The sequence below is a fragment of the Croceicoccus hydrothermalis genome (assembly GCF_022378335.1).
In the GTDB taxonomy this organism is placed as follows: domain Bacteria; phylum Pseudomonadota; class Alphaproteobacteria; order Sphingomonadales; family Sphingomonadaceae; genus Croceicoccus; species Croceicoccus hydrothermalis.
The window spans coordinates 12,171-37,106 of record NZ_JAIQCI010000021.1 but is presented as its reverse complement, the minus strand read 5'-3'; the positions used below and the strand labels follow the sequence as shown (position 1 = coordinate 37,106).

The following is a 24,936-nucleotide window of genomic DNA, read 5'->3' as shown; positions in this document are numbered from 1 at the left end:
CTATGCAACCGATGCGCGGCTGTCGATATGGCTATGCCGGATGGCGGCGGCTGGCCTTATCGTTACATTTGCGACACAAGGGCGCGACGCCATTTTCTATCCTCCGGAGAACGACAGATGAAAGCCCTTATCACGATGTTGCTGGCCGGTGTCTCGCTGGCCGGTTGCGCCACGGTCGAAACCCCGGAGGTGCCCACCTATCCCGTGGCGCAGAACGAGCGGGGCGCCGCGCTCAACGCCGAGTTCGAAGCCTTCGACGAAGCGCAGCTCGCCCTGTCGCCCGAATCGCGCACCTATCGCGGCATTCGCGACGAAAGCTATGGCGAATGGAGCCCCGGCACCGAGGCGGCAGAAATTGCCGATGAACGCCTCCTCCAACAAACGGCGCAGCGGATCGAAGCGAATTACGACCCCGCCGATCTGAGCGCGGAGGACGCGCTGTCCTACGAATTGTTCGCGATTCAGGCGCGCAATTCCGCCGCGCTTTTCCCCTATCGCGACTATGGCTATATCTTCGACCAGATGAACGGGGCGCAGAGCAGCTTTCCCGCGTTTCTCATCAATCAGCATGTCGTGGAGAACGAGGATCACGCCCTCGCCTATATCTCCCGCATCGAGGGCATCGGCCCGGTCATGGACACGCTGATCGCGCGGTCCGCAGCGCGTGCGCAGGACGGGATCATGCCGCCGCGCTGGGTCTATCCCTATGTCATTTCCGACATCGACAACCTCCTCGAAACCGGAAGCGATTACAGCGATCAGGCGATTATCGAGGATTTCCGCGAGAAAGTCGCCGCGCTCGACCTTTCGTCCACGCGGGAGGCGGAATTGAACGCGGCCGCCATCGCCGCATGGCGTGACAGCGCGGCGCCGTCCTATCGCCGCCTGCGCACCGAGATGGAGCGGCAGATGGCCATGGCCGGCACCGATGACGGCGTCTGGCGCTTTCCGCAAGGCGACGAATATTACGCCGCCCGGCTGAAGGATTATACCACCACCGACCTCACGGCGGAGCAGATCCACAATATCGGTCTGCGCGAGGTCGACCGCATCCATGACGAGATGCGCGCCATCATGGACGAGGTGGGCTTCGAAGGCGATCTGCGGGAATTCTTCGAATTCACCCGCACCGACCCGCGGTTCTATTATGACACGCGCGAGGCTTACCTCGCCGACGTGTCGCAGAAGCTCGACCGGATGGAGGCCGCCCTGCCGCAATATTTCGGCATGCTGCCCACCGATCCGCTGGTGGTGAAGCCGGTGGAGGCGTTTCGCGAACAATCGGCGGGCAAGGCGTTCTATTCCAGCCCCGCGCCCGACGGGTCGCGCCCCGGCACCTATTACGTGAACCTCTACCGCCTTCAGGACATGAGCAAGAACGAGCTGGAGGCGCTTGCCTATCACGAAGGGTTGCCCGGTCATCACCTGCAATTGTCGATTCAGACAGGGCTCGACGATCTGCCCGCATTTCGCCGGTTCGGCCGCTTCACCGCCTATACCGAGGGGTGGGGCCTTTATTCCGAGGAGCTGGGCAAGGACATGGGATTTTACCAGGATCCCTATTCCGATTTCGGGCGGCTCGGCATGGAATTGTGGCGCGCGGCGCGGCTCGTGGTGGACACCGGCATCCATTCCAAACGATGGAGCCGGGAGGAAGCCATCGCCTATCTGAGCGAAAACACGCCCAATCCCGAAGGCGATATCGAAAAGGCGATCGAACGCTACATCGTCTATCCGGGACAGGCGACGGCCTACATGATCGGCAAGCTCAAGATCATGGAGGTGCGCGACCGGGCGCAGGCCGCGCTCGGCGACCGGTTCGACTGGCGCGGGTTTCACGATGCCATTCTGGCGAGCGGGCCGGTTCCCCTCTCGGTTATGGAGGAAAACGTCGATGCGTGGATCGCGGCGCAGCAGGGCGCCTGACAACCCGCGCGATTCCGCCAGTTAAGAACCGCTCGCATCTGTCGGTCTATGGTTGATTTGTGACCCTGCCGCTCCCAAATGCCTAATCGGAACGAATCGCTCCGATTAGGCGGAGCGATATGGCACGCGAACGACCGAAGGCAGGATATGCGGCTTTCCAGCATGGCAGATTACGCCGTCGTGGCGATGCGCGCCGCCGCGCTGCATTGCGGGGGCACGCGCACCAATGCGGCGGAAATCGCGGCGGAAACCGGCCTGCCCGCCCCCACGGTGCAAAAGCTCGTCAGCCGTCTGGGACAGGCGGGCCTGCTCAATTCCGTGCGGGGATCGGGCGGCGGGTTCCGGCTCGCCCGCCCGGCGGCGGCGATTACGCTTGCCGACATCGTGGAGGCGATCGAGGGGCCGATCGCGATGACCACATGCGCCACCGATACGGGCGATTGCGCGATCGAGGGCACATGCGGCGCTCGCCCCCACTGGCCGCAGGTCAATCGCGCCATTCGCGGCGCACTGGAACAGATCACATTGGCGCAACTCGCGCAGGAGGAAGTGGCGGCATGACCGACACCATGAAAGAGCAGACCAAGGCACCGCAGGAAAAGAACCGCGCGGACATGGACCAGGCCGCAAAGGCCGCGGCCAAGTCGCTCGAAACCTACGAGCATGGCTTCCACTCGGACATCGAGCAGGAATTCGCGCCCAAGGGCCTATCGGAGGATACCGTCCGCTTCATCTCGGCCAAGAAGAAGGAGCCGGAATGGATGCTGGAATGGCGGCTGAAGGCGTATCGCCACTGGCTGACCATGACGCCGCCGGACTGGGCAAAGCTGGAGGTCGATCCCATCGATTACCAGGATGCGTATTACTATGCCGAGCCCAAGGCGAAGGAAAAGATCGGATCGCTGGACGAGGTCGATCCCGAAATCCTGCGCGTCTATGAAAAGCTGGGCATTCCGATCGCGGAACAGGAAGTGCTCGCCGGAGTAGAGGGCGCGCGCAAGGTCGCGGTCGACGCGGTGTTCGATTCGGTTTCGGTCGCCACCACCTTCCGCAAGGAGCTGGAGGAGGCGGGCGTGATCTTCCGCTCCATCTCCGAAGCCGTGCGCGAATTTCCCGATCTGGTAAAGAAGCACCTCGGCAAGGTCGTGCCGATGCGCGACAATTATTTCGCGGCTCTCAATTGCGCGGTCTTTTCCGACGGCACCTTCGTCTACATCCCCAAGGGCGTGCGGTGTCCGATGGAGCTGTCGACCTATTTCCGCATCAATGCCGAGAATACGGGACAGTTCGAACGCACGCTGATCGTCGCCGACGAAGGCAGCTATGTGAGCTACCTCGAAGGGTGCACGGCGCCCATGCGCGACGAGAACCAGCTCCACGCCGCCGTCGTCGAACTCATCGCGATGGACGATGCGGAGATCAAATATTCCACAGTGCAGAACTGGTATCCCGGCGATGCCGACGGCAAGGGCGGCATCTATAATTTCGTGACGAAGCGCGCCTTGTGCCAGGGGCGCAATTCGAAGGTGTCGTGGACGCAGGTCGAAACCGGGAGCGCGGTAACGTGGAAATATCCGTCCTGCGTGCTGAACGGCGAAAACAGCGTCGGCGAATTCTACTCCGTCGCGGTGACCAACAATCATCAACAGGCCGACACCGGCACCAAGATGATCCACAATGGCAAGAACAGCCGCTCGACCATCATTTCCAAGGGGATCAGCGCGGGCAAGTCGAACAACACCTATCGCGGCCTCGTCCGCGTGGGGCCGAATGCCGACAACGTGCGCAATTTCACGCAGTGCGATTCGCTGCTTCTCGGCAATGAATGCGGGGCGCACACCGTCCCCTATATCGAGGTGAAGAACCCCGGCGCGCAGGTCGAGCACGAGGCCACCACCAGCAAGATTTCCGACGATCAGCTGTTCTATGCACAGCAGCGCGGATTGGAAACCGAGGAAGCCGTGGCCCTGATCGTCAACGGGTTCGCCAAGGAGGTGATGAAGCAATTGCCAATGGAATTCGCGGTCGAGGCACAGAAGCTGCTCGCCATCAGCCTTGAGGGGAGCGTGGGGTGACGGAGCGCAAGACACTTCAGATCCGCGACCGCGGCGACGACGACGCGGCGCCCACGCTCAACCGCAAGGGGCGCGGCTGGGCCATTTCGGAAACGCGGCTCGACACGTTGCACGACCGGGCGCGCGAATTGCGCCGCCACCCGACCGAGGCGCAAACCGCGTTGTGGGAACGCTTCGTAAAGGCGGATCTTGGCAAATATCGCTTTCGCCGGCAGGTCGTGATCGGGTCGGCCATCGTCGATTTCGCGTGTCAGCCGCTCGGCCTCGCGATTCAGGTGGAGAGCGAGGCCGATGGCACCTCCGCAATCGCGCGCCGTCGCGACAAATCGCTGGAAGAGGTGGGCATTCACCTCATGCGCTTTTCCGAAGATGCCATTGCCGAGGATATCGACGCGGTGCTGGCCGAAATCCTCGCCGCGATGAAGGAACGCTGGCGCGCACGGCGTACGAAGCCGCGTTCCACCATCGCGCGCGCCCGCTCCGACCACCGTGCGCGCCCCAATGACCGCGACCCTTACCGCACCGGCGCGACCGACCGACGTTGAGAAAGACGAACACCATGCTGAAAATCGAAAACCTTCGCGCCGAAGTCGGCGGAACCGAAATCCTCAAGGGGCTGAGCCTCGACATCGGCGCGGGCGAGATCCACGCGATCATGGGCCCCAATGGCGCGGGCAAGTCGACGCTCTCCTATGTCTTGGGCGGACGTCCGGGATATGAGGTGACGGGCGGGTCGGTGACCTTCGACGGGCAGGACCTGCTCGATCTCGAACCGCATGAACGCGCGGCGGCGGGGCTGTTCCTCGGCTTTCAATATCCGGTCGAGATTCCCGGCGTCTCCAACGTGCAATTCCTGCGCGAGGCGGCCAATGCGCAGCGCAAGGCGCGTGGGCAGAATCCGTTGTCGGGCGGCGAATTCCTGAAGCTGGCGAAGGAAAAGGCCGGCCTCCTGAAAATGGACATGGAGATGATGAAGCGGGCGGTGAACGTCGGCTTTTCCGGCGGCGAGAAGAAGCGCGCCGAGATGGTGCAGATGGGCATTCTCGACCCGAAATTCGCCGTGCTGGACGAAACCGATTCCGGGCTCGACATCGACGCACTGCGCGTGGTGGGCGACGGGATCAACGCGATCATGCGCGAAAGCGGCAAGGGCGTACTGCTCATCACCCATTACCAACGCCTGCTCGATTACGTGAAGCCGGATTTCGTCCACGTTCTGGCCAAGGGGGCCATCGTGAAGACCGGCGGGCCGGAACTCGCGGCGCAGCTGGAAAACGAAGGCTACGAAGCGGTGGCCGCGTAATGGCAGAAGACATCGTCATGGATCACCTGCCGACCCGGCGTGACGAGGAGTGGCGCTATGGCGCGCTCGACACGTTGAAGGGGATGAGCAAGGACACGTTCGACAATTGGCGCGACATCGTCGTGCCGGCGGGCGAAAGCGTGTGCGAAACCTTCGTTCTCGATGCCGATGGCGCGCCCGATCTCACGCGTTTGCGCGTCAATATCGGCGCGGGCGGCACGGCGTCGATCTTTGCCGTGAACACCGGCGCGCCCTATTCGCGGATGGAGGTCGTCGTGCGCTGCGCGAAGGGTGCGCATTTCGAATTCGGCGGCGTCACCATCGGCGGCGGCGATGCCACGCGCGAATTCGTCACCCGCATCGCCCATGACGAACCGGACGCGACCAGCAATCAGGTCGTGCGCGCGGTCCATTGGGGCAAGGCCGTCGGCAATTTCCTCGGCCGGATCGACGTGGTGAAAGAGGCGCAGAAAACCGACGCGGCACAGGATTTCAAGGCGATTCTCCTCGAAAAAGGGGCCTCCGCCAATGCGAAGCCGCAGCTCGAGATTTATGCCGACGATGTGAAATGCGCGCATGGCGCAGCGATTGGCGCGCTCGATCAGACCGCCGCATTCTACATGGCGGCGCGCGGACTTCCCCCCGAACTGGCGCGCAAGTTGCAGATTCGCGCATTCGTCGCCGATGCGTTTCTCGCCCTGGAGGACGAGGCGCAGCAGGAGGAATTGCTGGAAAAGGCGCTCGCCGTGCTGGACCGCAAGTTATGAGCGATACCGCGATCATGAGCCGCAAGGGCGATTTCCCCGGTCTCGTTACCGAGGCGGGCGATCCCTGGCATTATCTGGACACCGCCGCCACGTCGCAGAAGCCGCAGGTGGTGATCGACGCGATGGCGAACGCACTGGGCCGCGATTATGCCACCGTCCATCGCGGCGTATACGGGCGCAGCGCGAACATGACGCTGGGCTATGAAACCGCGCGGCGGCGGGTCGCCGAATTCACCGGCGGGCACGAGGACGAGATCGTCTTCACTCGCGGCGCGACCGAGGCGATCAATCTCGTCGCGCAGACATGGGGCCTCGCCAATCTGAAGACCGGGGATCGCATCCTGCTTTCCACGCTCGAACACCATTCCAATATCGTGCCTTGGCAGATGCTGCGCGAACGGGTCGGCGTGGAAATCGACGTGTGTCCGTTGACCGAAGATGGGGCCATCGACCTCGACGCCGCGGCGAAGATGTTGGACGAACGGCACAAGCTTGTCGCATTCGCTCATGTATCGAACGTGCTCGGCTCGAAGCTCGACGCGAAACGCGCCGCCGATCTGGCGCATGGCGTCGGGGCGAAGCTGCTGCTCGACGGGTGTCAGTCGGCGCCGCGCATGGCGGTCGATGTCGCCGCGCTGGATTGCGATTTCTACGTGTTTTCGGGGCACAAGCTTTACGGCCCCACGGGCATCGGCGCCTTGTGGGCGCGGGGCGAAATCCTGTCCGCCATGCCACCGTGGCAGGGCGGCGGCGCAATGATCGACCGCGTGAGTTTCGACAAGACCACCTGGGCCAACGCGCCGCAGCGATTCGAGGCGGGCACGCCAGCCATTACCGAGGCCATCGCCCTTACCGCCGCGATCGATTATGTCGAGAATATCGGCCGCGACGTGATCGCCCGACACGAGGACATGATGGTGGCGAAGGCGCGAGCGGAGATGAGCCGCATCAATTCCCTCCGCCTGTTCGGGCCGGAGGACAGCGCCGGCATCGTCAGTTTCGAGCTCGCGGGTATTCACCCCCACGATCTGGGCACCATATTGGATGAAGAGAATGTCGCGATCCGCGCCGGGCACCATTGTGCGCAGCCATTGATGGATCACCTTGGCGTGGCCGCGACGGCCCGCGCCAGTTTCGGCCTGTACAGCGACGAGGCCGACATCGCCGCGCTTGTCCGCGGCATCGAACGCACGCAGAGGATTTTCGGCTGATGAACGACACCGACAACAACGACCGCATCATCGCGCCCCCGCCCAATGAAACCGTGGGCGATGTCGCCCCCCCGCCCCGCGCCCGGGTGCAGGACGTGACCGACGACGACGCGCCCGAAACCGATGCGCAGAAGCTGGGCCGGAAAAAGGATTACCTCGAAGGTTTCCTGAAGGAAAAGCCGCGGGCGCAAGGCAGCGGCGAACCCGGCGGCGAATTGTACGAGGCGATCATCGCCGCGCTCAAGGAAATATACGATCCTGAAATCCCGGTGAATATCTACGATCTGGGCCTGATCTACGGCGTGGAGGTGACAGAGGGCGGCCACGCCACGGTGCAGATGACATTGACGACGCCGCATTGCCCGGTCGCCGAATCCATGCCGGGCGAGGTCGAATTGCGCGTGGGTGCCGTGCCCGGTGTCGGCGATGCGGAGGTCAATCTCGTCTGGGATCCGCCGTGGGATCCGGGCAAGATGAGCGACGAAGCGAAACTCGAACTGGGGATGCTGTGATGACCGATACGAAGACACGCGCCCCGGCACGCGAACGGCCCGCCGCCGTCACGCTGACCCCTGCGGCGGAGCAGCGCATCGCCGACCTGATGGCGCGCGCGCCCGGCGATGCCATCGGGGTCAAGCTGTCGACGCCGCGGCGCGGGTGTTCGGGGCTCGCCTACTCGGTCGATTACGTGACCGAGGAAGCCGCCATGGACGAGCGCATCGAAACGCCGGGTGGCACGTTCTGGATAGATGGGGCGAGCGTCCTCTACCTCGTCGGGAGCGTAATGGACTGGAAGGAAGACGATTTTCAGGCCGGCTTTACCTTCGACAATCCGAATGCAACCGGCGCGTGCGGATGCGGGGAAAGCTTTACCGTCTGAGCCGGACTTACCGGCGCAGTGCGCGCACGCAGGCGGCCCGATCCACCTCGCGCCCGTCGCTGCGCCGGGCATCGACATAGGTGGCGCGTTCCTGCGCCCGCGGTGCCGCCGGATAGAGATAGATGTCGAGCGTGCACGCACTGCCCGCGAATTGCAGCTTGCGCGCGTCATCCTCCCATACGTCGAGCCGCGGCGTGCCGAATTGCTGCACCAGCCGCCCGGCATCGGCGCCGATCACCCCTTCCAGCCCCGGCAGGTTCATCACCCGCGGCGCGCGAAATGCGGTCGATGTCGGCACATCGGGACGTTGCGGCAGCGGCGTGGATGAAGGCGCCCCGGCGCGGCGTCCCACAGGCGCCTGCGACGCGGGCACGGCGCATGCGGCGAGCAAGGTGACGAGCACCACGGCGGCAGCACTATTCTTTAGCATTCGGCTATATCCAGTATCAATGGCGCGCGGCGGCGCGGTGCACCATATGGGTTGCCGCCGCCGCGCCCACGAACGGTGCGAGCAGATTGACGAACGGCACGGCGAGCAGCCCTACCACCGCGAAGCCGAGCAGGAAACGGCTAAGCGGCCCAAGCGGCGCATCCGTAAGATCGACCGCGTGTCGCAGCCAGACCATGTCGCGCAATTCGCGCCCCAGCAGCCATGCATTGACCACAGCGAACACGATGGCCGTCCCCACCCCTGTAAACAGCAGGGCCAGCGCGAAAGGCAGCGCGACGAGATTGGCGATCAACGCACGCATCGCGCCCCGCCCGGCCTGCACCGCCTGTTCGCGCAAGGGAACTTCGCGCGGGCGGAGCGCGGGATAATGGCGCGCCTCCACCGCCGCGACCACATCGTCGGCATAAAATTGCACCACCGCCATCGCCACGACCCGCCACGCAAGCCACACGCCGAGCACGGTCGCCACCACGCGCAGCGCCGTGCCCGCACCGCCCTCCACCCAGGCATCACCGACAACCGCCGCCACGCCCCAGAGCAAGGCCGCGGAAAACCCCGCCGCCACCGCCACGCTCAACACCAGCGCCAATGCAATACATTTGAGCAGCAGGAGCAGAACGCGCCTTTGCGTCAATTGCCCGAAGGCCAGCGCGAACGCGGTGGGAATCGATACGGGCGCGGATCGGGCGATGGACATGCGCCACGATAGGGGCCGCGACACGCTTGCTGTCAACGGCGCGCTTCCCTAACCACCGCGATCATCCGCAATATGCAGCAAGACGAGTAACCTGATGACCGCACCCAAATTCGACGTTCTCGCCATCGGCAACGCCATCGTCGACGTGATCGCCCCGTGTGACGACGCCTTTCTCGCCGAACATGGCCTCGACAAGGGGGCGATGGCGCTCGTCGATACGGCACGGGCCGAAACGCTTTACGATGCGATGGGCCCGGGACGCGAGATTTCCGGTGGTTCGGCGGCGAACACCTGCGCCGGGCTCGCCGCGCTCGGCGCGAAATGCGCCTTTATCGGACAGGTCGCCGACGATCAGCTCGGCCATGTGTTCGCGCATGACATTCGCGCAGCCGGCATTCATTTCGACACCGCCGTGCATACAGGCGACGTGCCGACCGCGCGCTGTCTCGTCCACGTCACTTCCGACGGGCAACGCACGATGAACACGTTCCTCGGCGCGTCGCAGGAATTGACCGCGAAGGTCGTGGACGGCACGCTGATCGCGGATGCGGCGGTGCTCTATCTCGAAGGGTATCTGTGGGATCCGGACACGCCGCGCGCCGCCATGCGCGATGCGATGCAGGCTGCGCGCGATGCGGGCCGCAAGATCGCCTTTACCCTGTCCGATGCGTTTCTGCTCGACCGGCATGGCGACGATTTTCGTGCGTTGATCGACGGCGGCGCGATCGACATCCTGTTCGCCAATGAAGGCGAGGCGATGGCGCTGACCGGGGTGGAGACATGCGAGGCGGCGATCGACGCGCTCGCACCGAAATTGCCGGTGCTGGTCGTGACGCGCGGCGAACAGGGCGCGGTGGCGGTTGCCGGCGACGAGCGCGCCGAGGTGAAGGCCGAGCCGGTGCAGAAAATCGTCGATACGACAGGTGCCGGCGACAGCTTCGCCGCCGGATTCCTCGCCGGCCATGTAAAGGGGCGCGCGCTTGCCGAGTGCCTGACCATGGGGGCCGTTGCGGCGGCCGAGATCATCGCCCACTATGGCGCGCGGCCCGAAGCGGACCTGAAATCGCTGGTTGCCCAGCGTTTGCGCTAAGCCTTTGGGGTAGGCGGCGCGGCGCGGGCGGGGCGTTACGCGTCGCGTTCGCGCGCCACCTCGCGCCAACCTATGTCGCGGCGGCAGAAGCCGCTCTCGAACGAAATTGCATCGACGGCGCGATAGGCGCGGTTCTGCGCATCGCCAACGCTGGCGCCATTCGCCGTCACGTTCAGCACGCGGCCGCCATTGGCGACGAGCATACCATCGCGCATCGCGGTACCGGCATGGAACACGCGCGCGCCGTCGGCCTCGGCCGCGTCCAGCCCCGCAATCGCCCCGCCCTTTTCGGGCGTGCCGGGATAGCCATTGGCCGCCATCACCACGGTCAGCGCGGTTTTGGGCGAAAAGCGCGGCGGTGCGATGCTGCCCAAGCGGTATTCCGCCGCGGCCAGCAGCACCTCGCCCAGATCGTCCTCCAGCCGCATCATCAACACCTGACATTCGGGATCGCCGAACCGGCAATTATACTCGATCAGCTTCGGCCCCTCGGCGGTGAGCATCAGCCCGGCATATAATACGCCGCAGTATGGGGTGCCATCCTCGGCCATGGTGCGCACGGTCGGCGCGATGATCCGTTCCAGCACCTCGCCCTCCATCATCGCGGAAAGCACCGGTGCCGGGCTGTATGCACCCATGCCGCCGGTGTTGGGCCCGGTGTCGCCCTCGCCCACGCGCTTGTGGTCCTGTGCGGAGCCGAAAGGCACGATGGTGCTCCCGTCGGTCAGCGCGAAAAAACTCGCCTCCTCGCCGCGCATGAACTCCTCGATCACGACCGAGGCACCCGCCGCGCCGAACCGGCCGCCAAAGATATCGTCAATGGCGGCCTTGGCCTCTTCGGCGGTTTCGGCGATGATGACACCCTTGCCGGCGGCCAGGCCGTCCGCCTTGATCACGACCGGAATGGCAAAGCGCGACAGCGCCGCGTGGGCCGCGTCCCTGTTGTCGCAGAACGCGTAATCGGCGGTCGGGATACCCGCGCGCGTGCACAGATCCTTGGTAAAACCCTTCGACCCTTCCAGCTGCGCCGCCGCCGCATTGGGGCCGAACACCGCCACGCCCTCCGCACGCAGACTGTCGCCCAGGCCGTCGACAAGCGGCGCCTCCGGCCCGACGACGACGAGGCCGATGCGGTTATCCTCGCAAAAAGCGACGACGCCATCGTGATCCCCCACGTCGAGCGTGATACAGCGCGCATGATCCGCCATGCCCGGATTGCCCGGCGCGGCATACAGCACGCCGCCGCCGGACAGCAGCCGGGATTGCGAAAGCCGCCACGCCAGCGCATGTTCGCGCCCGCCCGCACCGATCAGAAGGATGTTCATTGGCCCGTCGCCCCATAAATTCGCGTGAAACGCCCAGCCGGTCCGGGGGCGATGAAAGTGACGCGCTGTTAGCGCGCGTTTCCCCCGGCGACAATGATGCGCCGGTCACGGTAAGCGAAATATCCAGCCTGTTGAAACGCACGGTGGAGGACCGGTTCGGCCATGTCCGGCTACGCGGGGAACTGTCGGGGGTGAAGCGCGCGGCGTCGGGGCATCTTTACTGCGCGTTGAAGGATGACAAGGCGGTCATCGACGCGGTGATGTGGCGCGGCAATACCGGGCGGCTGGGCTTCATGCCGGAGGACGGCATCGAGGTCGTCGCCACCGGCAAGCTGACGACCTATCCCGGCCGCTCCAAATATCAGATCGTCGTCGATTCGATGGAAATCGCGGGCGAGGGCGCGCTGCTCGCCCTGCTCGAACGGGTGAAGGCGAAGCTGGAAGCCGAGGGGCTTTTCGCCGCATCGCGCAAACGCACTTTGCCGTTCCTGCCCGATGTGATCGGCGTCGTGACATCGCCGACCGGGGCGGTCATCCGGGATATATTGCACCGCCTGTCCGACCGTTTCCCGAGCCGCGTCATCGTGTGGCCCGTCATCGTGCAGGGCAAGGGCAGCGCGGAGCAGGTCGCCGCCGCGGTGCGCGGTTTTTCCGCACTCCCGCCCGGCGGACCGGTGCCGCGTCCCGACGTGGTCATCGTCGCGCGCGGGGGCGGTTCGATCGAGGATCTGTGGGGTTTCAACGAGGAGATCGTCGTGCGCGCGATCGCCGATTGCTCGATCCCGGTGATCAGTGCGGTGGGGCATGAAACCGATACGACGCTCGCCGATTTCGCCGCCGATCTGCGCGCACCGACACCGACCGCCGCCGCCGAACTGGCCGTGCCGGTGCGGGACGAATTGCGCATGACACTCGACGAATATGGATTGCGCAAGCGGCGCGGCGTGGCACGGCCCGTCGCGCTCGCCCGCGAAAGGCTGGCAGCGTGGGGCGAGCGGCTGCCCGATCCTGGCGCGATGATGGCCGAACGCGGGCAAAGGCTCGACGATCTGGGCGAGAGGCTGCGGCGCGGTCTTTCCATGCGGGCCGACCGGGCGGGCAGCACGCTGGCCGAATTGCGCGGGCGGCTGCGCCCCACGATGCTGAACGAACGGATCGCGCGGCAGGGGACGGTGCTGAACGATTTGCGTGGACAGATGACGCGCGCCCTGTCCGCCACGGTTCGTCAGGAACGGCGCGCATTGGACCGCGTGCCGGGCATTCACCGAATGGTCGCGCAAAGGCTTACGCAGGACCGCGAACGGATGGCCGCGCTGCGCAGCGTACTCGCGCAGCTAGATCCGCTCGCGCCGCTTTCGCGTGGTTATGCCATGGTGCTGGCCGACGGGCAGGCGATCAGCCGGCGCGCGGATGCGGCGCAAAGGCCCGCGCTCACCCTGCGGTTCGGGGACGGCACGCTCGACGTGGCGCCGTTGAACGGGGCGGAACCGGCGCGCGAAACCCGCGCGCCGCGCCGCCGCCCGCCCCGCAAGACGCCGGAAAAGCGCGACGAACCGGAACAGCAGTCATTGTTTTGACAGGCCCGGACCGCTAGATCATCGCACATGTTTTCAAGCTCCGACGCAAAGCCCGCCCGCCTGGAATACGGCCCCAATTCCTTTCGCCAGCTTACCGCCGGCGATCACGTGCTCTGCGAAGTGAGCGGAGTGCCGATCCCGCTCGACATGCTGCGCTATTGGGACGTGGAAAAGCAGGAACCCTACGCCAGCGCGCAAATCGCGACAGAGGCGCTGTACCCGTCATGACGGCACGCACACTCTCGCGCGTCGCGGGTGCCGCCGCGATGGCCGGCATGATCGCCGCCTGTGCCGTGGTCCCCGAATCGGAACCGGGCGACGCCGCCGCCCGCGCGCCGGAGGTGTCCGCGACCCCCGTGCCGTTACCCCGTCCGATCGACGTCACCTATCCGGAGCAGCAGGCGCTGCCCCCCGCCCGCTTCGCCTATGACGGCGAGATGACGCAGGGTGGCTGGATCCGTGGCACCGCGCCGGTCGGTACCGACACGCTGGAGCTTAACGGCGTCGGTGTCCCCATGGGCGAGGACGGCAGCTTTCTCGCCGCGTTCGATCGCGATGCAGGACCTGTCGCCACGCTCGTTGCAAAGCGCAGCGATGGATCGACCGCGAGCGAGGCCATCGCCATTTCGCCCCGCGACTGGCGGATCGAGCGGGTGAATATCGCGCGCAGCAGCGGCGGACCGAGCGCGGCGTTCATGCGCATTCGTCGCCCCGAACTCGAACGCATCGGCACCGCCCGCGCGCGCGACACCGGCAGCACCGGATGGCGGCAGGATTTCATCTGGCCGGCGAAGGGGCGGATATCCGGCGTTTTCGGGTCTCAGCGCATCTATCGCGGCGAGCCGGGCAGCTATCACTCCGGCATCGACATCGCACCGGGCGCGGGCGTGCCTTTCGTCGCACCGGCCGACGGGACCGTGGTTCTCGCCGCGCCTGAGGGTTTCAGCCTCGAAGGGCAGCTGCTCATCCTCGACCACGGCCATGGCCTCAACAGCGCGTTTCTCCATGCCCAGCGATTGGACGTGAAGGAGGGCGACATCGTCCGCCAGGGCCAGCAGCTCGGCACCATCGGCTCCAGCGGACGCGCCACCGGACCGCATCTGCACTGGAGCATGAAGTGGAAGGATGCGCGGCTCGACCCGATTCTCTTCACCGGGCCGATGACGGGCGGCTGACGGGGTGAGCGCCGCCGCGCGGCTGGGCCGGATCGGCGGTGCGGCGATATTGGCGCTGTGCGCTCTTGTAACACTCGGCGCGCATGAAACCCGGTCTGTTGCCGCGGGTGCGCTTTCCATTACCGCCGTCCCGGTTGCGGCTGCGGGCATGAGGATCGGTCCCTTCACCCTCGGCGGGGCATGGCGGCTCGACGGGTCGCGGCCGGATTTTCATGGGCTCTCGGGGCTTGCCATCCTGCCGGACGGGCATTTTCTCGCCGTATCCGATCGCGGCTGGCGGGTCACCTTTCCGCGGCCGGGCGATACGGGCGCCGTCACCATCGACACGGCCCGCGTTCCCGCCTTCGGCGCGCACGCTCTCAACGATCTCGAAGGGGTGGCGGTCGATCCGGATACGGGCACGTACTGGATAACATTCGAACATCTGAACGCCATCGCGCGATTCGCTGCGGGAGCGACGACGGGAGAGGCCGTTCAGCCGGCCACGATGGCATCATGGCCGCGCAATACCGGGCCCGAAACGATCATACGCCTGCGCGACGGTCGCTTCATCGTGATCAGCGAGGCCATCAGCCCCGGTCGCTCGCACAGTCACACAGGCGTGCTTTTCGATGGTGATCCGGTCGGCAACGGCGTTCGTCCCACAGTCGAACAGCCGTTTGGCGAACAGCCGTTTGGCGAACAGCCGTTTGGCGAACAGCCGTTTGGCGAACAGCCTCTTGCCGAACGGCAAAGCGGGGCGGCGGGGCGCATCTTTCACCTCGCCATGCCGAACGGGTTCCGCCCGGTCGACGGGGCGCAACTGCCCGACGGGCGCGTGCTGATCCTCGGGCGGAAGTTCAACGTCCTGACCGGGTTTTCGACCAATATCGCCATCGCCGATCCGGCACGGATTCGCTGGGGCGGGTTATGGCAGGCAGGCGAAATGGCCCGCATCGACAGCGGGCCATTGGCGGATAATTACGAAGGTCTCGCCATAGAGCCGGCGCGCAACGGGGGCGTGCATATTTGGCTGGTGTCCGACGATAATCTCGCCAGCATCATCCAGCATCAATATCTGCTTCGCCTCGACTGGCCGGCGCCCTAGGCGCCCGCGGCGGTTCAGGCCGCGGCGTTCGCCTTGGTCAGCTCGCGCTTCACCTTGAGGGCGCGGGGGCTGAGCTTGGTATCCGAGGTCTTCAGCAGCCAGTTGTCCAGCCCGCCATTGTGCTCGACCGAACGCAGACCGTTCGTCGACACGCGAAACTTGAAGCTCTTGTCCAGCTTCTCGCTCATCAGCGTGACACGCTGAAGATTGGGAAGGAACACGCGCTTGGTCTTGTTGTTGGCGTGGCTCACGTTGTTGCCGATCAGTCGGCCCTTGCCGGTCAGTTCGCAGATGCGCGACATGGTTTTAACTCGCTTGATAAAGGACGGTATAATTCGTCGGGAAAGCGCCGCGCATAGCGAGAGCCTGACGAATCGTCAAGCAAACCGCGCCGCGTCGCACCGATGTCTGCGTTTATTGCCCTGCCGCCGCGATTCGGGCAAGTCTCGGGCCGATGACCGTGCCGCCCCCTCCCCCGCGAATGCCTGCCCGTGCGCGCTGGCCCCTGCCCGCGCCGATGGCCGGGGCTTTGGAACAGGCGCGAATGGCCGCCGACGCAGGCGAGGTTCCGGTCGGTGCCGTCGTGGTCCGCCGCGGGGCGATCGTTGCCGCCGCGCATAACGAACCCCGCCGCCGTCACGATCCCAGCGCCCATGCGGAAATGCTGGCGATTCGCCGCGCGGCGCGGGCGTTGGGCACGGCGCGGCTCACCGATTGCGATCTCTACGTCACGCTGGAGCCGTGCGCGATGTGTGCCGGCGCCATCACCCATGCGCGGATCGCCCGGCTCTATTTTGGTGCAGGCGATGAGAAGGGCGGCGCGGTGGAGCATGGCCCTCGCCTGTTCGACCGCGCCGAATGGCTCCACCGCCCCGAAATCTACGGCGGGATCGGAGAGGCGGAGGCAGCCGCCCTGCTGCGTGCGTTCTTTGCCGAACGGCGGTGATAGCGGCCTATGCCGGTTTGAAATCCAGGCCAATATCGGCGGCCGGCGCGCTTTGCGTCAATCTCCCCACCGACACGTAATCGACCCCGCTGGCGGCGATTGCCGCAATGGTGTCGAGGCTGACGCCGCCCGAAGCCTCGGCAGGCACGCGCGCGCCGATGATGCCGACCGCCTCGCGCAACACTTCCGGCCCCATATTGTCGAGCAGGATATGCGTTGCGCCGGCGCCGATCGCCGGTTCGATCTGATCGATGCGGTCCACTTCGCAAATGATGCTGGCCACGCCCGCCGCCTTTGCGCGCGCGACCGCGGGGCCGACGCCGCCTGCGACCGCGACGTGATTATCCTTGATCATCGCCGCATCCCACAGCCCCATGCGGTGGTTCTGCGCGCCGCCCATCCGGGTCGCGTATTTTTCGAGATGGCGGAGGCCGGGGATGGTCTTTCGCGTGTCGAGCAGCGTTGCATGCCCACCCATCGCGGCGACATAGCGCGCGGTCATCGTGGCAATCCCCGAAAGATGCTGCACCGTGTTCAATGCGCTGCGCTCCGCCGTCAGCAACGCGCGCGCATTGCCCGACACCCGCATCAGATCGGTGCCCGCCGCAACCGCATCGCCGTCCGCGACAAGCATCGCGATCTCGCACGATGGGTCCAATGCGCGAAAGAACGCGGCGGCAATCGGCAGGCCCGCCACGGTCACCGGATCGCGGCTGTCCATGACGCCGGCGAATCGCGCATCTGCCGGAATGACGCTCTCGCTCGTCACATCGTGCCCGCCGCCCGGCACCCCCTCGCCCAGATCCTCGGCGAGCGTGTCGCGCACGAAGGCGTCGAGGTCGAAATGCGGAATTTTCATCAGTGTACGAACCTTGCGACCACATCGCGATAGCTGCGCGATACCTTCACCTCCGCGCCGGAACCCAGCACGAGGAAACATTCGCCATTGGTGTGCGGCTTCACCTGTCGGACCTGGTTCAGATTGACGATGGTGGAACGGTGCACACGCTGAAAATCGCGGGGGTCGAGCCTGCGCTCCAGATCCTTCATCGTTTCGCGCAGGATCAGCGAATTGTCACCGGTGTAGATGCACATGTAATCGCCCGCGGCCTCGATATGTTCGATGGTGCCGACATCGACGCGGAAAATCTGGCCGCGATCCTTCACGTTCAACATCTTCTCGAAGCGGCCGCCGCCCGATGCGGTGCCGGCCTCGTCCTCCTCGTTCGGCTCGACCGCATCGGGCGCCACCTCGGCGAGGACATTCTTCAGCTTCTCCACCTCTTCGAGCCCGCGCTTTTCCGAAAGGCGGGTGCGGGCCCGCTCGATCGCATCGGCGAGCCGGTCCTCGTCCACCGGTTTCATCAGGTAATCGACGGCATTCGCCTCGAACGCGCGGACGGCATGTTCGGAAAACGCGGTCACGAAGATGAACAGCGGCGGTTCGATCTCCATCACCCCCTTCACCACCGAAAACCCGTCGAAACCGGGCATCTGAATGTCGAGGAACACGAGGTCGGGCTTCTCCGTCTTGATCGCGCGGATCGCCTCGCGCCCGTTGGCGCAGGTTTCGATCACCTCGATATCGGGATGCTGCTGCAGGCGGAGTTGGAGGCCCTGAATGGCCAGTTTTTCGTCGTCGACGAGGATCGTGCGAATTGTCATCGGAATTCCTGAAAAAGACATCTACCCAACAAACGGGCGCATGGCGATGTGGTTTCACACATCATTGCGTTCCGGCGGCGCCGGGGTGGCTGCCGGGCGCGCGGCGGGGGGTGCGGGACGGGCTGTCGGCTCCGCCGCGTCATAGGGAACGTCGATGACCACGGCGAAACCATCCTGCGGGCGGGACCGGATTTCGAAACGCTGATCCTCGCCATAGGCTTGGACGAGACGCTGCCGGATATTGGCGAGGCCGACGCCGGTCGATTGCGCCTCGTTGCCATGGGCGACGCCGATCACATCCTCCGGGTCCACGTCCCGCGGCAGGCCGGGCCCCGTATCGGCGACGGTGATACGCAGCATCGCGCCCATGCGTTCTGCCGATACGGTGATTTCCGCGCCGGTTTCCTGTGGGGATACGGCATATTTGATCGCATTCTCGACCAGCGGTTGAAGCAGCAGCGACGGCATTAACGCATCGCGCACATCGCCGGCGATGTCGAACCGGGTGCGCAGCCGTTCCTCGAACCGCATGCGTTCGATGTCGAGATAGAGCTTCAATGTCTCGATCTCCTGCGCGACGGTCACACGCCCGGTCGGCGGGTTGACGAGCGTATAGCGCAAAAAGCTCGACAGGCGCGACAGCATCGCATTGGCCGGTTCCGTCTGTTTCAAAAGCACCAGCGTCGAGATCGAATTGAGCGTATTGAACAGGAAATGGGGGTTGAGCTGATAGCGCAGCATCGCAAGCTGTGCGCTCGTCGCCTGATTTTCGAGGCGGAGCAATCGGTCGTTCTGTTCCTCCACCTGAAGGTAGAAATTGATCGCGTAATAAAGCGCCGACCACGCGCCCAGCAACGTCATGTCGAGATAGAACACACCGAGGAACAATTGCGCGAACGGCGTTTCCCCGGCGGGCCGGTAAAGCGATATCACCCAGCTGTCGATGAAGGCATACAGGCTGACCGCGATGGCAAGCACGATCCCCGTCGCGCCCCAGGTGACGATGGCACGCCGCCCCATCAGCACGCGATAGATGACCGAGAGAATAAGGCTCAGCGAAAAACCGGTGATCGAGCCGATGACCACGATGACGAGAAAGGAGAGCGGGCGTTCGTTCGCAAGGCTCGTCACCCCGCGCAGCAGCATCGCCCCGCCCCAGCCCGCCGCCTGTAGCCGCCAGAACGCCTGATTCTTGTCCTGAAAGAACGGCGCCTGGGCAAAGGGCAACATGGTCATGGGGCTATGCCGGTTCATCACTCCGCCATAGCGCGCCGAGCCCCCGCGCGACACAGGCGCGGGAGCCTGCGGTACGCTCATCGTCGCGGTTTCGCCTCGTCCCGGCTCATTGGGAAGCGTGAGGACCAGTCGAACCACAGGCGGGCATCGCTGTTTTCTGCGCGGATGCGGTCGATGATGGCGATTTCCTCCTTCATGACGTCGATGCGTTCGTCCCATGCGTCATGCGTGGGATCGAATATACCGACATCCCGCAACCGCAGATATTCCCGCATCAGTTCCGGGCCGATCTGCACGTCGTAACCGGCATTGGCAAGCAGCCATATCATCAGCCGATCGGCCTCACGCTCGCTATGGCGCACGCGGCCGATGGTTCGTCTGCCTTTGAGTTGTTGCGGATGGCGCAGGATCACATGCGCGAATTCATGCGCCACGATCGCGGGGAAATAATCCTTGTCGCCATGTTTGTTCGCCAGCGCATCCCCGATCAGTACACGCTGGCCATCGCTTCGCGCAGCGCCGCTGTTGGTGAGAATCTCGAACCGGCCGGCGCAAACCGGCTCCGCCGGGATCGTTACCCGGCGCAGCGTGCCCTGGGGATCGAAGCCGGCGATGCGGACGATACCACGCCGCGACAACAGATTGTCGACGTGATCGTGCAGGTCGCGCATCCGGCGAAAGTCGCCAGGCTGGCTCTCTGCAATATCGGAGACGGGCAGTGTCCCGATCGCGACGATTTCGCGAATTCTGGCGACGCCCGCCCGGTCGCCCGGCCCGCCGGACGCCAGCCCGCCAATGCCGAAATCACCCGAAAGACCGAGTGACGCGCGTGCAGCCATTGCATCACCGAAGCTTTGCGCATCGACCATCTGCATTCCCACGGACGGCCGGCGTTGGTGACAGAACGGGGCGTTACCGCGCGCTAGCCGCCACCCCACGGTAAGCAGCTTTGCATCGAGGTCGAGCAGGCTGCGATAGGCGTTATCTTCCCGGTGTCCCAAATCGTGTGCGACGGACGGAAGCGCCGTTGCCACAATGGCAACACCGGCCGCGACGATTAAGGAAAGAGCCGAGTAAAATCGCATCACCCCGCCATTTTGAGTGCTTTATCTTTCAATCTGGTTAAGCGCCTCGCGCAGCGCATCCGCCCCCACCGCCCCGCGCAAAAGCGTTTCGCCCGCAACCCACGCCGGTGTTCCATCGACCTGCAATTGCGCGGCGATCTGACGATTGGTTTCCACCTCGCGCGCGATGTCGGCACCATCTGCATCGGCGCGGGCCTTTTCCATGTTCAGCCCCGCGCGCGCGGCGGCGGCGGCAATGCTCTGCTCATCTGGCCTGCCGCTTGCATACATCGCATCGTGAAACGCGGCATAGCGCCCCTGCTTCGCGGCGGCGAGCGCCATGCGCGCGGCATCCTCGCTCGCCTGCGAAAGGATAGGCAGCTCGCGCACCACCACGCGCAGGTCGTCATCCTTCGCGATGAGCGCCTTCACATCCGCGACCGATTGCCGGCAATATCCGCAGGCATAATCGGTAAAGGTGACGAGCGTGCGGCTCCCTTGCGCGTTGCCGAGCACCGCGCCTGGAAAAGGCTCGGTCAGCGCCGCACCGATGCGCGAAATGTCCTCGCCCGCCTGTTTCATGCGAAGTCGCTCGATCGCCTCGGGCAGGATTTCAGGATGTTCGAGGATGTAATTGCGGACCAGCGCCTCGATCGCGGCGCGCTCGCCCTCGTCGAATTCGTCGGCGGCGATGTCGGCCGCGCTATCGGATTGCGCCTCTGCGGGGCCGGTCTTGTAAATAACGGCGGCACCGAATGCGATGACGAGGATGACCGCGAACGCCGCGACGAGACGCCGGGCAATGTGGTGGGAGCGGGATCGATCTGCGGCCTTCATGGAATACGAGGCTAGTCGCGTTTGCGCTTTCGTTCAATCGCATCTCGCGCCTGCAGCGCAATATCCTGTGCGCGGAGCCAGTCCGGCGTGCCGGTCGGCAATGCGGCCTCCGCGGCCTGCGCATTCTGTAGCGCGGACATGGGATCGCCGGTCATCATCTTGGTTTCCGCACTGGCGAGACGCGCACGCGGCAAATCGCCACGTTCGGCATAGATCCGGCCAAGCTGATACCATGCCTGCGGATTCAACCTGTCGACCGCGACCGCCGCGCGCAGCACACGCTCCGCCTCCGCATGGTGGGCGGCGTCCTCGGTGGCGAGCAGGGCATGACCGAAAAGCGTGGCGATCAAAGGCTGATTCCCGGTAAGCGAAACCGCCCGGCGCAGCGGATCGAGCGCCTCCTCCGCCTGCCCCGCCTCGAGCAGGATCTGCCCCTTCAGCTCGAGGAAATAAGGATCGTCCGGCGCCTGTGACAACAGAGCATCGGCCTCGGCCACGGACTTGTCGAACAGGGCCTGCCGATGCCGGCTATACGCGCGGGCATAGCGGGCGGGCACCGTGTCCACATATTCGGGATAGGCGATGAGCACCTGTTCCGGCGGGGCGAGATAGCCGTAAAGCTTTGCCTTCATACGCTGAAACCGGCGTTCAATGTCGGGATCGGCGGGTTCATCCCACGCATCGTCGCGTTCGTAGACCGTGCGCAACGTCTCGATACGATCGCGGGACAAGGGGTGCGTACGATAGAACGTATCGTTCGAATCGGCGTAATATCCGCTGCGATGCTCAAGATTCTGAAGCTTGCGGAAGAAATCGAGGCTTCCGCGCCCGGACAGCCCCGCACCGGCGAGGTATTTCGCACCGGCAAGATCGGCGGCCGATTCCTGCCCGCGGGTAAAGGCGAGAAACTTGCCCATCGCGGCCTGTTGCCCCGCGGCGATGACGCCCATCGCGGCCTCCCCCCCGCCGGCGGCGGCCGCCGCCACGCCGAGGATCAGCGAAAGGATCGAGATATTGCCCGCCGCCTTCGCCCCGTCACCGAAACCGATGACGTGCCCGCCGGTGATATGGCCGAGTTCGTGCGCGATCACGCCCTGCACCTCGAGCGCGTTATCCGCCTCCGCAATGAGGCCCGAATGGATATGGACCGCCTGCCCGCCCGCGACGAAGGCGTTGACCGACCCGTCGTTGATAAGCACGAGGTCGACGTTGCCCGGCTCCAGCCCCGCCGCGCGGATAAGCGGCGCGGCCATGTCGTTGAGCAGCGCCTCTGTCTCCGCATCGCGCAGGATCGACTGCGCCGCCGCCGGACGCACCGACATCAGCACCAGCGCAAGGATGCAGATCGTTCGCGCAAGAAGGGACCGCAGGGCGGAAACGGGCATGATCGGTCGGGCTCGCATGAAGGCCGGTGGTGTGCCCGCCGGTGTGAACGGGCAATGAAGGCGAAGGATAGGGGCCGCGCGTGACGACGGCAAGACACGCGCCGCGCGCACCGCGGCCATCGCGCCCGTGGATAACGCGCATCTGCCCCGAAACTCCGGGCTTACATGCCGAAATTGAGGTGCGTCAGATGTCCGCGCTTTCCTTTTCCCGCTCGGCAGCGGCAACAATCCGCTCCGCCTCCCCATCGTGGGCGAGGCCGATTTCCTTCAGAAACGCCTGCCCCCCGTCATAGGCGGAACCGGTCCATAGCGGCACGCCCGCATCGGCGATGCGCTGCTTTGCCTCCTGCTCCTCGGGCGAATGGGTGTCGCCGGCCATGCGGATGAAGATCGCGGCGACGCGGCCCGGATTATGGGCCGCGACATGGCTGAACGCGACGAGATCGCCTTGCGTATCGTCGCCGATCATCAGGATCCGCTTTTCGGGATAGAACGCGAGAATGCGGTCGATGGCGTCGACCTTGTGCGTCCCGTGACTCGACGAGCCCAAAGTTTCGCGGTTGAAACCCCAGTCGCGCAAATGGATCGGTCCCACCGGCAGGCCGCGCGTCTTCATGAAGGTCACGAGATAGGAAAACAGGTTCCACGGGCTGGACGATACGTAAAAGAACGGATGCCGCGTCGCGCGCAATTCCTCGCCCGCCTCGCCCGTATGCGCGCCCTCCTCGCCCCCGCCGGCAAGCGCGCCATAGAACATGTCGACGCCCGGCACCGCGGTCCTTTCATCCGGCATTTGCGCCAAAAGCCTGTTCCAGTTTCGCAGGACCGAGCGCAGGCCGCCAGTCACGCCGGTTTCGATGATGGTGTCGTCGATGTCGGATATGATGGCCCGGTCGGTATCGGTTCCGGGCGCGAGCACGAAGCCTTCGGCCTGTTGCGGTCCATCGCGCGTGGCCCAGTGCAATTCCACCGTTTCCCACCGCGTCGTCGGCGGCATCGGCCAATGGTCGAGCGCGATGTCGAAGACCACGAAGCCCTCGTCGTTCGTCACACCCTCGTGCCGCGCGGTGATGCCGTCGGGGGATCGCACCACCAGCGTTACCGGCAGGCGCGGTTCCTCCCGCGATGCGAAATGGTCGAGCAGGGCACGGATCTTGCGCCATTTCGCCGAATGGTCCCAGCGCGGTTCGCGATTGCGCAAGGCGCGCGCCTCGATCCTCAGCCCGTGGGTATTGCGATAACCGAAATAGGGAACGAGGCGGGGCTCTCTTTCAAACAGCGTCATGGAGTCATTAACGAGGCGCCCCCGCTTTCGTGCCGGACAACGACAGCAGATTGCGCGCCGCCCGCGTGACAAGCCGCTCGTCCTGAGGAAGTTCGCCCAGCACCGCGACCCGCCCCGCACCGTCCCGCCGCGCGAGCAACAGCGTATATTCCGGCCCGATCGTATCGAGCGCGTCGAGACCGACCGCCGGAAACTGGCCTAGCATCGACGCTGCGGTTTCAACCCTGCGCGGTCCATGCCCGTGGCCTGTGCCGACCGTTCCGCCTCCCCGGCCCAATTCGTGGCGAAGTTCGCCCATAATGTCATCTTCCACCATTTCCTTCCAGTTCAGCACGCCGAAAACATGGTCGATGCCCCGTCCGTCGCGCGAAAACGGGAGCAGAATACCGCGATAAAGGACCATTCGCCGCTCCCGATTGACGAATTCCGCCTCGAATCCGATGGGGGTTTGATGCGCGAGGATCTGAATATAATGATCGGTCACCCGCGACAGCAGCGAATGGGGCGGCACATCGGATAGCTGCGTAATAATGCCGGGCGCCGACACCCCGCATTCGTCGGCCAGCGCGCTGCCCAGATGCGAGACCAGCGGATTTTCGAGCCCGGCCGCGAAATCGAGCATGACGCTGAACGGTCCGAAATCGTCATTCTCGGCCGGTTTTATCGCGCTCACCAACGGATAGCGGCCCTGCCCCAGCAATTGCGCCCAGCAATTATAGGCGCGAACCTGCATGCGGCGTTCGTCCTGTCCGATGGCGGGGGGCGCGTCATCGCCGATTTGCGCCGCATCGGGCATGTCAGGATCCGCGATCGCATCGAGGGAAGCGTCGTCGGCGGGAAATTCGTCCTGCCATTTCCGGGTGCGATTTTCACCGTTCCAGTTCAACATTGCCATTCCCGTCGCCGCCACTTGAAGCGACGGACGCTATCGCGTTCGGGTAAACCGGTGGTTAA

The 24,936-nt window shown here is 64.9% G+C and carries 27 protein-coding genes; 15 read left to right on the top strand and 12 right to left on the bottom strand.

The window, feature by feature from the left end; all coding sequences use genetic code 11:
• Positions 1–117: 117 nt before the first annotated feature.
• From K4G67_RS13015 to K4G67_RS12975, 9 genes are all read left to right on the top strand, one after another.
• Positions 118–1,926: a DUF885 domain-containing protein gene (locus K4G67_RS13015; RefSeq protein WP_239806794.1), complete on the top strand. Its 1,809-nt coding sequence runs from the start codon at positions 118–120 to the stop codon at positions 1,924–1,926.
• Between the two features lie 147 nt (positions 1,927–2,073).
• Positions 2,074–2,487: an SUF system Fe-S cluster assembly regulator gene (locus tag K4G67_RS13010; protein ID WP_239806793.1), complete on the top strand. Its 414-nt coding sequence runs from the start codon at positions 2,074–2,076 to the stop codon at positions 2,485–2,487.
• A 53-nt stretch (positions 2,488–2,540) separates the two neighbouring features.
• Positions 2,541–4,001 (top strand): Fe-S cluster assembly protein SufB, encoded by a 1,461-nt coding sequence (gene sufB, locus K4G67_RS13005; RefSeq protein WP_420830040.1) that lies wholly within the window; start codon positions 2,541–2,543, stop codon positions 3,999–4,001.
• A complete protein-coding gene (locus K4G67_RS13000) occupies positions 3,998–4,546 on the top strand; it encodes an endonuclease domain-containing protein (RefSeq protein ID WP_239806792.1) in 549 nt (182 codons plus the stop codon). Before sufB ends, K4G67_RS13000 begins: the two co-directional genes overlap by 4 nt.
• Positions 4,547–4,560: 14 nt before the next feature.
• The gene (gene sufC / locus K4G67_RS12995; RefSeq protein WP_239806791.1) at positions 4,561–5,304 is read left to right on the top strand and encodes a Fe-S cluster assembly ATPase SufC; all 744 of its coding nucleotides are present in this window, start codon (positions 4,561–4,563) and stop codon (positions 5,302–5,304) included.
• Entirely contained in the window at positions 5,304–6,071 is a 768-nt protein-coding gene (locus tag K4G67_RS12990) for a SufD family Fe-S cluster assembly protein (protein ID WP_239806790.1), read from the top strand. Before sufC ends, K4G67_RS12990 begins: the two co-directional genes overlap by 1 nt.
• Entirely contained in the window at positions 6,068–7,282 is a 1,215-nt protein-coding gene (locus K4G67_RS12985) for a cysteine desulfurase (RefSeq protein WP_239806789.1), read from the top strand. Before K4G67_RS12990 ends, K4G67_RS12985 begins: the two co-directional genes overlap by 4 nt.
• Positions 7,282–7,794, top strand: a complete 513-nt coding sequence (locus K4G67_RS12980; protein ID WP_239806788.1) for an SUF system Fe-S cluster assembly protein — start codon at positions 7,282–7,284, stop codon at positions 7,792–7,794. The genes K4G67_RS12985 and K4G67_RS12980 overlap by 1 nt, the downstream gene beginning before the upstream one ends.
• Complete coding sequence (locus K4G67_RS12975) at positions 7,794–8,162, top strand: HesB/IscA family protein (protein ID WP_239806787.1); 369 nt, start codon at positions 7,794–7,796, stop codon at positions 8,160–8,162. The genes K4G67_RS12980 and K4G67_RS12975 overlap by 1 nt, the downstream gene beginning before the upstream one ends.
• Positions 8,163–8,169: 7 nt before the next feature.
• On the opposite strand, the gene K4G67_RS12970 is transcribed toward K4G67_RS12975, so the two are convergent.
• Complete coding sequence (locus K4G67_RS12970) at positions 8,170–8,592, bottom strand: hypothetical protein (protein WP_239806786.1); 423 nt, start codon at positions 8,590–8,592, stop codon at positions 8,170–8,172.
• A 16-nt stretch (positions 8,593–8,608) separates the two neighbouring features.
• On the bottom strand, positions 8,609–9,310 hold the full coding sequence (locus K4G67_RS12965) for an EI24 domain-containing protein (RefSeq protein ID WP_239806785.1): 702 nt from the start codon (positions 9,308–9,310) through the stop codon (positions 8,609–8,611).
• A 94-nt stretch (positions 9,311–9,404) separates the two neighbouring features.
• Here K4G67_RS12965 and K4G67_RS12960 point away from each other — a divergent pair, with 94 nt between their 5' ends.
• A complete protein-coding gene (locus K4G67_RS12960) occupies positions 9,405–10,400 on the top strand; it encodes an adenosine kinase (protein WP_239806784.1) in 996 nt (331 codons plus the stop codon).
• Positions 10,401–10,435: 35 nt separating this feature from the next.
• Here the strand turns inward: K4G67_RS12960 and purD are convergent, their stop codons facing one another.
• Positions 10,436–11,725 (bottom strand): phosphoribosylamine--glycine ligase, encoded by a 1,290-nt coding sequence (gene purD, locus K4G67_RS12955; protein ID WP_239806783.1) that lies wholly within the window; start codon positions 11,723–11,725, stop codon positions 10,436–10,438.
• Here purD and xseA point away from each other — a divergent pair.
• The 4 genes from xseA to K4G67_RS12935 are packed head-to-tail and all read left to right on the top strand — an operon-like array spanning position 11,725 to position 15,564.
• Positions 11,725–13,302 carry an exodeoxyribonuclease VII large subunit gene (gene xseA / locus K4G67_RS12950; protein WP_420830039.1) on the top strand — a complete coding sequence of 526 codons (1,578 nt, stop codon included), beginning with the start codon at positions 11,725–11,727 and terminating at the stop codon, positions 13,300–13,302. The two genes, purD and xseA, sit on opposite strands and share 1 nt — an antisense overlap.
• Before the next feature lie 27 nt (positions 13,303–13,329).
• Positions 13,330–13,530 (top strand): DUF2093 domain-containing protein, encoded by a 201-nt coding sequence (locus tag K4G67_RS12945; RefSeq protein ID WP_239806782.1) that lies wholly within the window; start codon positions 13,330–13,332, stop codon positions 13,528–13,530.
• On the top strand, positions 13,527–14,477 hold the full coding sequence (locus tag K4G67_RS12940) for a M23 family metallopeptidase (RefSeq protein ID WP_239806781.1): 951 nt from the start codon (positions 13,527–13,529) through the stop codon (positions 14,475–14,477). The genes K4G67_RS12945 and K4G67_RS12940 overlap by 4 nt, the downstream gene beginning before the upstream one ends.
• Positions 14,478–14,481: 4 nt before the next feature.
• On the top strand, positions 14,482–15,564 hold the full coding sequence (locus K4G67_RS12935; protein ID WP_239806780.1) for an esterase-like activity of phytase family protein: 1,083 nt from the start codon (positions 14,482–14,484) through the stop codon (positions 15,562–15,564).
• Between the two features lie 14 nt (positions 15,565–15,578).
• On the opposite strand, the gene rpmB is transcribed toward K4G67_RS12935, so the two are convergent.
• Positions 15,579–15,866 carry a 50S ribosomal protein L28 gene (gene rpmB / locus K4G67_RS12930; protein ID WP_202085765.1) on the bottom strand — a complete coding sequence of 96 codons (288 nt, stop codon included), beginning with the start codon at positions 15,864–15,866 and terminating at the stop codon, positions 15,579–15,581.
• Between the two features lie 215 nt (positions 15,867–16,081).
• On the opposite strand from rpmB, the gene K4G67_RS12925 reads away from it, so the two are divergent.
• Complete coding sequence (locus K4G67_RS12925; protein ID WP_239806779.1) at positions 16,082–16,510, top strand: nucleoside deaminase; 429 nt, start codon at positions 16,082–16,084, stop codon at positions 16,508–16,510.
• Positions 16,511–16,517: 7 nt separating this feature from the next.
• Here K4G67_RS12925 and nadC read toward each other — a convergent pair whose 3' ends face one another.
• The 8 genes from nadC to K4G67_RS12885 all read right to left on the bottom strand — a co-directional run bounded on the left by nadC (position 16,518) and on the right by K4G67_RS12885 (position 24,877).
• Positions 16,518–17,369 carry a carboxylating nicotinate-nucleotide diphosphorylase gene (gene nadC / locus K4G67_RS12920; RefSeq protein ID WP_239806778.1) on the bottom strand — a complete coding sequence of 284 codons (852 nt, stop codon included), beginning with the start codon at positions 17,367–17,369 and terminating at the stop codon, positions 16,518–16,520.
• Positions 17,369–18,175, bottom strand: a complete 807-nt coding sequence (locus K4G67_RS12915; protein WP_239806777.1) for a LytR/AlgR family response regulator transcription factor — start codon at positions 18,173–18,175, stop codon at positions 17,369–17,371. The genes nadC and K4G67_RS12915 overlap by 1 nt, the downstream gene beginning before the upstream one ends.
• A gap of 54 nt (positions 18,176–18,229) precedes the next feature.
• Entirely contained in the window at positions 18,230–19,411 is a 1,182-nt protein-coding gene (locus K4G67_RS12910; RefSeq protein WP_239806803.1) for a sensor histidine kinase, read from the bottom strand.
• A gap of 77 nt (positions 19,412–19,488) precedes the next feature.
• Positions 19,489–20,445, bottom strand: a complete 957-nt coding sequence (locus K4G67_RS12905) for a M48 family metalloprotease (RefSeq protein ID WP_239806776.1) — start codon at positions 20,443–20,445, stop codon at positions 19,489–19,491.
• Between the two features lie 72 nt (positions 20,446–20,517).
• Positions 20,518–21,312, bottom strand: coding sequence for a DsbA family protein (locus K4G67_RS12900; protein ID WP_239806775.1), 795 nt, complete (start codon positions 21,310–21,312; stop codon positions 20,518–20,520).
• 11 nt (positions 21,313–21,323) lie between these two features.
• Complete coding sequence (locus tag K4G67_RS12895; protein ID WP_239806774.1) at positions 21,324–22,697, bottom strand: M48 family metalloprotease; 1,374 nt, start codon at positions 22,695–22,697, stop codon at positions 21,324–21,326.
• A gap of 184 nt (positions 22,698–22,881) precedes the next feature.
• Complete coding sequence (locus K4G67_RS12890) at positions 22,882–23,982, bottom strand: phosphatase domain-containing protein (RefSeq protein ID WP_239806773.1); 1,101 nt, start codon at positions 23,980–23,982, stop codon at positions 22,882–22,884.
• 7 nt (positions 23,983–23,989) lie between these two features.
• Positions 23,990–24,877 (bottom strand): PAS domain-containing protein, encoded by an 888-nt coding sequence (locus tag K4G67_RS12885; protein WP_239806772.1) that lies wholly within the window; start codon positions 24,875–24,877, stop codon positions 23,990–23,992.
• Positions 24,878–24,936 lie beyond the last annotated feature (59 nt).

Bases quoted from the DNA above. Each gene is read 5' to 3' on its own strand.
- K4G67_RS12975 (WP_239806787.1), top strand. From the start codon at position 7,794: ATGACCGATACGAAGACACGCGCCCCGGCACGCGAACGGCCCGCCGCC.
- K4G67_RS12940 (WP_239806781.1), top strand. From the start codon at position 13,527: ATGACGGCACGCACACTCTCGCGCGTCGCGGGTGCCGCCGCGATGGCC.
- K4G67_RS12945 (WP_239806782.1), top strand. From the start codon at position 13,330: ATGTTTTCAAGCTCCGACGCAAAGCCCGCCCGCCTGGAATACGGCCCC.
- K4G67_RS12890 (WP_239806773.1), bottom strand. From the start codon at position 23,982: ATGACGCTGTTTGAAAGAGAGCCCCGCCTCGTTCCCTATTTCGGTTAT.
- K4G67_RS12895 (WP_239806774.1), bottom strand. From the start codon at position 22,697: ATGCCCGTTTCCGCCCTGCGGTCCCTTCTTGCGCGAACGATCTGCATC.
- K4G67_RS12985 (WP_239806789.1), top strand. From the start codon at position 6,068: ATGAGCGATACCGCGATCATGAGCCGCAAGGGCGATTTCCCCGGTCTC.
- K4G67_RS12910 (WP_239806803.1), bottom strand. From the start codon at position 19,411: ATGACCATGTTGCCCTTTGCCCAGGCGCCGTTCTTTCAGGACAAGAAT.
- purD (WP_239806783.1), bottom strand. From the start codon at position 11,725: ATGAACATCCTTCTGATCGGTGCGGGCGGGCGCGAACATGCGCTGGCG.
- sufB (WP_420830040.1), top strand. From the start codon at position 2,541: ATGGACCAGGCCGCAAAGGCCGCGGCCAAGTCGCTCGAAACCTACGAG.
- K4G67_RS13010 (WP_239806793.1), top strand. From the start codon at position 2,074: ATGCGGCTTTCCAGCATGGCAGATTACGCCGTCGTGGCGATGCGCGCC.
- K4G67_RS12915 (WP_239806777.1), bottom strand. From the start codon at position 18,175: ATGACAATTCGCACGATCCTCGTCGACGACGAAAAACTGGCCATTCAG.
- K4G67_RS12970 (WP_239806786.1), bottom strand. From the start codon at position 8,592: ATGCTAAAGAATAGTGCTGCCGCCGTGGTGCTCGTCACCTTGCTCGCC.
- K4G67_RS12885 (WP_239806772.1), bottom strand. From the start codon at position 24,877: ATGGCAATGTTGAACTGGAACGGTGAAAATCGCACCCGGAAATGGCAG.
- K4G67_RS12965 (WP_239806785.1), bottom strand. From the start codon at position 9,310: ATGTCCATCGCCCGATCCGCGCCCGTATCGATTCCCACCGCGTTCGCG.
- K4G67_RS12925 (WP_239806779.1), top strand. From the start codon at position 16,082: ATGGCCGGGGCTTTGGAACAGGCGCGAATGGCCGCCGACGCAGGCGAG.
- K4G67_RS12900 (WP_239806775.1), bottom strand. From the start codon at position 21,312: ATGAAGGCCGCAGATCGATCCCGCTCCCACCACATTGCCCGGCGTCTC.
- K4G67_RS12980 (WP_239806788.1), top strand. From the start codon at position 7,282: ATGAACGACACCGACAACAACGACCGCATCATCGCGCCCCCGCCCAAT.
- rpmB (WP_202085765.1), bottom strand. From the start codon at position 15,866: ATGTCGCGCATCTGCGAACTGACCGGCAAGGGCCGACTGATCGGCAAC.
- nadC (WP_239806778.1), bottom strand. From the start codon at position 17,369: ATGAAAATTCCGCATTTCGACCTCGACGCCTTCGTGCGCGACACGCTC.
- K4G67_RS12990 (WP_239806790.1), top strand. From the start codon at position 5,304: ATGGCAGAAGACATCGTCATGGATCACCTGCCGACCCGGCGTGACGAG.
- K4G67_RS13015 (WP_239806794.1), top strand. From the start codon at position 118: ATGAAAGCCCTTATCACGATGTTGCTGGCCGGTGTCTCGCTGGCCGGT.
- K4G67_RS12960 (WP_239806784.1), top strand. From the start codon at position 9,405: ATGACCGCACCCAAATTCGACGTTCTCGCCATCGGCAACGCCATCGTC.
- sufC (WP_239806791.1), top strand. From the start codon at position 4,561: ATGCTGAAAATCGAAAACCTTCGCGCCGAAGTCGGCGGAACCGAAATC.